7 protein-coding genes are annotated in these 6,934 nt (G+C 37.4%); 4 read left to right on the top strand and 3 right to left on the bottom strand.

Translation table 11 applies throughout. From position 1 onward, the window contains the following. Positions 1-239 (bottom strand): succinylglutamate desuccinylase/aspartoacylase family protein (locus H4J62_RS19825; protein ID WP_310733557.1); only part of this gene is annotated, 239 nt, incomplete at its 3' end. Positions 240-244: 5 nt separating this feature from the next. After that, positions 245-1,150: a 30S ribosomal protein S6--L-glutamate ligase gene (rimK, locus tag H4J62_RS19820; RefSeq protein ID WP_070376387.1), complete on the bottom strand. Its 906-nt coding sequence runs from the start codon at positions 1,148-1,150 to the stop codon at positions 245-247. 150 nt (positions 1,151-1,300) lie between these two features. On the opposite strand from rimK, the gene H4J62_RS19815 reads away from it, so the two are divergent. From H4J62_RS19815 to H4J62_RS19805, 3 genes are all read left to right on the top strand, one after another. Next, a complete protein-coding gene (locus H4J62_RS19815) occupies positions 1,301-2,149 on the top strand; it encodes a LysR family transcriptional regulator (protein WP_182218101.1) in 849 nt (282 codons plus the stop codon). Between the two features lie 73 nt (positions 2,150-2,222). Beyond that, positions 2,223-3,050, top strand: coding sequence for an alpha/beta fold hydrolase (locus H4J62_RS19810; RefSeq protein ID WP_182218099.1), 828 nt, complete (start codon positions 2,223-2,225; stop codon positions 3,048-3,050). Then, a complete protein-coding gene (locus H4J62_RS19805; RefSeq protein ID WP_182218097.1) occupies positions 3,028-3,948 on the top strand; it encodes a diguanylate cyclase in 921 nt (306 codons plus the stop codon). Before H4J62_RS19810 ends, H4J62_RS19805 begins: the two co-directional genes overlap by 23 nt. Before the next feature lie 96 nt (positions 3,949-4,044). Here the strand turns inward: H4J62_RS19805 and H4J62_RS19800 are convergent, their stop codons facing one another. Further along, positions 4,045-6,231 (bottom strand): OsmC domain/YcaO domain-containing protein, encoded by a 2,187-nt coding sequence (locus H4J62_RS19800; protein ID WP_182218095.1) that lies wholly within the window; start codon positions 6,229-6,231, stop codon positions 4,045-4,047. Positions 6,232-6,660: 429 nt separating this feature from the next. On the opposite strand from H4J62_RS19800, the gene H4J62_RS20235 reads away from it, so the two are divergent. Further along, positions 6,661-6,934 (top strand): hypothetical protein (locus H4J62_RS20235; RefSeq protein ID WP_220471443.1); only part of this gene is annotated, 274 nt, incomplete at its 3' end.

Here is a 6,934-nt window from a genome sequence, read left to right as displayed (position 1 = left end):
GTTATTTTAAGTTTCTTTTCGTGGATCAAGCGTCGAATAATTTCAATACCATTTAATTCGTCGCCATGTACCGCCGCACTCAAAAAAATAGTGGGCCCCGGTTTTTTAGCGCGAATAATATGAACGGGTAAAGAAACGTCGGCATCGGTATATAACTTAGCAACCGGCAACTCTATTTTGCGCTGCTCTCCAGGTAAAATTTCAAATTCACCAATGCGTAATATGTCTGTAGAACTCACTTTCATTATCCTTTGCCACGTGTTTTGGTGTCATGAGGTTTTGCATTCTTTTCTAAAAACTCAAACACCATCCCAGCAACATTTTTGCCTGTCGCTTTTTCGATACCTTCAAGGCCAGGAGATGAATTAACTTCCATTACCATAGGACCATTTTGTGAACGCAGTAAATCGACACCACACATGTTCAAACCCATCGCTTTTGCAGCACTGACAGCAGTATCACGCTCAGCCTTAGATAATTTAACCACTTCAGCAGAGCCGCCACGATGTAAATTAGAACGAAACTCACCTTCAGCGCCTTGACGTTTCATCGCCGCAACCACTTTACCGCCAATCACTAAACAGCGAATATCAGCACCACCGGCTTCTTTAATAAACTCTTGTACCAAAATATTCGCGTTTAAACCCATAAACGCTTCGATAATGGCTTCAGCTGATTTAGCCGTATCGGCTAATACTACGCCTATGCCCTGCGTGCCTTCGAGCAACTTAATAACCACCGGCGCGCCGCCAACATTTTTAATTAAATCTTTGGCATTATCAGGTTTGCTGGCAAAACCCGTTCGCGGTAAACCCAAACCTTTACGCGATAGCAACTGTAATGACCGTAATTTATCGCGTGAGCGGCTGATAGCGACGGACTCATTAATGTTGAAGGTACCCATCATTTCAAATTGTCTTGCCACAGCTGTGCCATAAAAAGTCACAGAGGCGCCAATACGAGGAATAATTGCATCATACTTTGGTAGTTCTTTACCGTGATAACGCACCGATGAACGGCTACTCGTAATGTCCATATAGCAATGCAAAGTATCGATAATATCAACTTCATGGCCCATAGCTTCACCCGCTTCTTTTAAACGACGGGTAGAGTAAAGTTTTTTATTTCTAGATAAGATAGCAATTTTCATAAGTCAGTCTTTTGATATTCACTTTTATTTAATGATAAAAAGTGAGGTAATAAGTGCTGTGGAGTGTATAGTCAGCTTATTAAATAATATAGCGCTATATTTTGATGAGTTTAATCAAAAAAAATGATTGCGTTGTTTGTCGAGGTTTGTATGAGAATCGAACTATTAAAAACATTTCTTGAAGTGAGCCGTACATTACACTTTAGAATAGCATCTGAGAACTTATTCATTACTCAATCTGCAGTAAGCGCAAGGATTAAGTTATTAGAAGGTGACTTAGGTGTTCTGTTGTTTGACCGAAGCCAAAAGCATTTAAAATTAACCCCAGAAGGTAATCGGTTAATAAAACATGCTAATGAGTTATTGTTTATGTGGCAAAAAACTAAACAAGATGTTGGTGTTGCAGACAGTGATACTTATCAATTAGTTGTTGGCTCTATGATGTCTATTTGGGATATTGTCTTACAAGACTGGTTAAAAAAAATACACAGAAACCTTGATGATGTTAGTTTATTAACCAACACTTACTCGCCGTTAGAGCTTAGAAAGAGTTTACTGAGTCGTGTGGTCGATGTTGCCTTTTTTTTCGAGCCGCCGTTTGTTAAAGATTTAATCACTGAAAAAGTCGCCACGGTTCCACTACATTTAGTCACCACAGAGCCAAACGATACTATCGAAAAGTTAACATTAGATAACCACATAATGGTCGACTATGGTGAATCAGTGAATGCGCAACACCTTCGAGAATTTCAAGATGCTCCTCCCGCAAGACACTATATGAGCCAACCAAGAATTGCATTAAATTTTCTATTGGACGCCGGCGGAAGTGCTTATTTACCCAGACAAATGACTTTTGAGTATATCGAGAAAAATAAATTATACCTAGTTGAAGAAGCGCCGGTATATTCAAGAGATATATATGCCGCTTATTTAGCGAAAAGTCAGAAAACTGATATAATTGAGCAAACGCTGCAACTGTTTCCTTCTGTGGTAATATAAGCAAGATTATTAGATAGTAGTATAAACAAGGTTAGTAACCGTTAATTAACGATACATTTGAGTAGGAAATATTATGCTTTTGTCAAAAGAGGTGTTGATTAGAAATAATGTTAAAATTGTTGGAAAAGGTGATAGAACACTTTTTCTTGCGCACGGTTTTGGTTGCGATCAAAACATGTGGCGCTTTTTAACGCCAAAGCTACTGAACAAGTTTACCATCGTACTCTTTGATTATGTCGGCTCTGGTGGTTCAGATATCTCACAATACAACAAGAAACGTTATAGCCAACTTGATGGGTATGCCGAAGATATTATTGAAATAGCTGAAGTGCTAGAGCTATCAAATGCAATCTTTGTCGGACACTCTGTAAGTAGTATTATCGGTGCGATTGCCGCCAATAAAAGGCCTGATTTTTTTTCTAAGCTTATCATGATATGCCCTTCACCTTGTTTTCTAAACTTTCCTCCTGAATACTTGGGCGGCTTTGAAAAAGAAGATTTACTCGAATTATTAAGCCTGATGGATAAAAATTATATTGGTTGGGCTGATTATTTAGCGCCATTAGTGATAGGAGATGATAATTCAACGGATTTAATAGGAGAGTTAACGGGAAGTTTTTGCTCTACTGATCCTGTTATAGCGAAGAATTTTGCTGAAGCAACATTTTTATCTGATTATCGCCATATTTTAAAAGATATAAAGCAACCTTCATTAATTTTTCAAAGTAAAAATGATGCCTTGGCTGCGACGACTGTTGGTGAGTTTATTCATAGCCAAATAAAAAATAGTCAACTGGAAGTGATTCTGGCTGACGGACATTGTTTACATATGACGCATCCGAACGAAATTGTCGACTTAATAATAGAATACGCGAACAATGACCACGACACGCAAAAGTAAAGCACAAAGTAACATGCAAAATTATTCGCTGGATAGTTTTCCTTGCGGTGCTTTAGTCACTAATTCGTCAAGAGTTATTACCTATGTTAATGCATATTTCACTACTGAACTATTATGGCAACCAGCAGCCCTTATCGGTAAAAGTACAGATGTGATTTTCACAAAATCGTCAAAAATATTTTTTCAAAGTTATCTCATTCCAACACTTTTACATGAGAAAACGTGTGAAGAAATGCAGTTAATTATATTTAATGCTCAAGGGGCTCGCATTCCAGTAACCGTGAACGCGCATTTAGGTGATGATGGCTGTATTTACTGGAGCTTTTTTAATGCCTCTAAAAGAGACCAACTTTATAATGAATTATTAAAAACCCGCGAAACATTAGAAGAGCAAGCAGAAGCGTTGAAATTACTTGCTTCTACTGACGAATTAACCGAGTTATTAAATAGAAGAGAAATGAAATCGCGAAGCATTTTAGTCCTTGAGCAGGCAGCAAGATCTCATCAATCGGTTGGTTTATTAATGCTCGACATTGATCACTTTAAGAAAATAAATGATAGCTTTGGCCATTTATCAGGAGACCGAGTATTAAAAGAGCTTGGTCAAAAGTTGAAAGCCTTTTGTCGACAAACAGACCTCGTTGCTCGCTTTGGTGGTGAAGAATTTTTGATCATGCTACCTGACACAGACAAAGTGAATGTTTTATTATTTTGTGAAAGATTACATCAGTTAATTGCTAACATTAAGGTTGATAACAAACCATTAATGGTAAGTATTGGTGCCAGTATTTGTAACGATAAAATATCATTTACTGACTTCTACGCTCAGGCTGATAATGCCCTATATAAAGCAAAAGAACTTGGCAGAAACAGAACCGAGGTGTATAAAACTGATTAATGCTCATTAAACTTAAGATTTAAAATTTAAATGCGCAACGTTTATAAAAAGCCAATACCTATAGTAGATATTGGCTTTTTACATGATATGTTTTTACTATTTTTCAGCCGCTATTTTACGTGCTTGGTGTAATTTTTTGTAGCTTTCAATCAACCTCAGGTGCTTATCTAAACCTTCAAGTTTGATACTTGTTGGTGTTAAACCATAAAACCTAACTTCACCAAAGACTGAACCAACCACGTGTTCCATAGTCTCTTCACCAAACATTCGATTAAAGTTACCGATATAGTCTTCAAGTTCCATCTCTTCGTCTAGGGTAACTTCTAATACCGCATGAACCGCTTGATAAAATAAGCCACGTTCAACCGTATTGTCATTGTATTGTAAAAACTCTCCAACTAATTCAATAGCCTCTTCTAAAGCGCCTAAGGCAAGATAAATAAGAATTTTTAATTCAAGAATAGTGAGCTGACCCCAAACGGTATTTTCATCAAACTCAATACCAATTAATGTTTTTATATCAATGTAGTTATCTTGTTGGCTATCTTCTAAACGCTCAACTAAAGCGACTAATTGTTCTTCACTTAAAATGTGAAGATTTAAAATATCTTCGCGGTATTCAAGAGATTTATTGGTGTTGTCCCAAATAAGGTCTTCAACCGGATACACTTCTGAATAGTCTGGCACTAGCATTCGACAAGCAGTAGCCCCCAATTGATTAAACTCTGCGATATAGACTTCTTTGCCCAAGTCTTTCAAAATCGCCATTAACACAGCATTTTCTTCTTCGTTGGTGCCAGAAAAATCCCATTCGCAAAATTCATAATCAGCTTTACTGCTAAAGAAACGCCAGGAAACAACACCTGTTGAGTCAATAAAGTGATCAACAAAGTTTTCAGGTTCAGTAACCGCCATGCTATTAAACGTTGGCTTGGGTACATCGTTTAAGCCTTCAAAGCTTCTTCCTTGTAACAACTCCGTCAAACTCCTTTCTAGGGCAACTTCAAAACTTGGATGAGCACCAAAGGAGGCAAAGACACCACCCGTTTTAGGGTTCATAAGCGTGACACACATGACCGGGAATTGACCACCTAACGATGCATCTTTAACGACAATAGGAAAGCCCTGCGCCTCTAACCCTTCAATGCCTGCTAAAATACTTGGGTATTTTGCGATTACGTCTTTGGGCACATCGGGTAAAATAATTTCTTGTGCAATAATTTGTTTTTTTACCGCACGTTCAAAAATTTCTGACAAGCATTGTACTTGTGCTTCGGGTAAATTATTACCTGCACTCATACCATTACTTAAGAATAAATTTTCAATTAAATTTGAAGGAAAATAGACGGTTTCACCATCAGAATGGCGTACATAAGGAATAGAGCAAATACCTCGCTCCGCTAAGCCAGAGTTGGTATCTATTAGGTTCGAACCCCGTAATTCATCGTCAGGGTTATATATCGCTAAACAATATTCATCAAGTATGTCGCTGGGCAACTCATCATTGACGCCTGGTTTAAACCATTTTTCATTGGGATAATGAACAAAATCACTGTTGGCAATATCAACACCAAAGAACTGATCGTTATAAAAGAAATTACAGTTAAGACGCTCAATAAATTCACCAAGTGCAGAGCAAAGCGCACTTTCTTTCGTTGCGCCTTTACCGTTAGTAAAGCACATCGGTGATGCCGCATCACGGATGTGCAATGACCAAACATTAGGCACAATATTTCGCCAAGAAGATATTTCAATCTTCATACCTAAATCAGCCAACAGACCTGTCATATCGGCAATAGTTTGTTCAAGTGGTAAGTCTTTACCTAAAATGTAGGTGCTGGAGTCACTTGCTGATTGCCCCATAAGCATTGCTTGGGCGTCGTTTTCAAGACTATCGACTATTTCTACTTTAAACTCTGGTCCACTTTGAACGACTTTTTTAACGGTACAGCGATCAATGGAACGGACAATGCCTTTACGGTCTTTCTCAGAAATGCTTTCAGGCAACTCAACCTGAATTTGAAAAATTTGGTTATAACGATCTTCAGGATCTACAATATTGTTTTGTGACAAACGAATATTTTCAGTCGGTATATCACGCGAATTACAATAAACTTTAACAAAATAGGCGGCACAAAGCGCTGATGAAGCTAAAAAATAATCAAAAGGCCCTGGAGCAGAGCCATCACCTTTATAGCGAATAGGTTGATCAGCGATGACAGAAAAATCATCAAATTTAGCTTCAATTCTAAGGTTGTCGAGATAATTAACTTTGATTTCCATTGAATAATTTCCGAAGTTTTGCACTAAAAGCTCAGTGATTTGCTTAGTTTTAGCGACTGCCAATTGGCAAGATGTAATTAATGGTCGGTATTATCTGTTTTTTCGAGACATTAGTCTTGGAAAAAAAGACATTAATTAAGAAAGACACTGTTTTAAATAAAATAGTGTGATGTAACCAGGAATTTGATTTTACAGGGACATTAAAATAGCTAGGTAAAGTGTGATAAAACAATGATTCACTCAAGGTAGTGAATCATTTTTATCATGACTCGCGACACAACAAACGGCAATAGCTATAAAAACTGACCGCATATAAGCTATAAATAAACAAAAAAGCTATTTAACAAAGGGTTAAATAGCTTTTTTAAAGATATGTGTTCACGTTTAATAAATGATTAAGAATTAACCGCCACATTTCTAGCGTCAGTTTTGGTTTCGCCACATTTACCTTTTTTGTCTGCTTTACCTTCACCACATTTACCTTCGCCGCATTTACCTCGTTTGTCGGTTCTAGTTTCACCACATTTACCTACGTCGCATTCATCTTTTTTGTCTTCTTTACCTTCGCCGCCTTTAGCTGTTACGTCAGCTATCCCTTTAAGTCATTCACCGCTAGCTTCTGCCGCTGTAATCTTTACAATTTTTTTAGATTCAAAAGTGTTAATTTATTCTTTTACAAGATCTGAAATGCGTAGTGTTAAGT

Source organism: Colwellia sp. BRX8-5, from assembly GCF_014077325.1.
In the GTDB taxonomy this organism is placed as follows: domain Bacteria; phylum Pseudomonadota; class Gammaproteobacteria; order Enterobacterales; family Alteromonadaceae; genus Colwellia_A.
The sequence above is the reverse complement of the archived record's forward strand: the minus strand, read 5'-3'. Positions and strand labels throughout refer to the sequence as shown.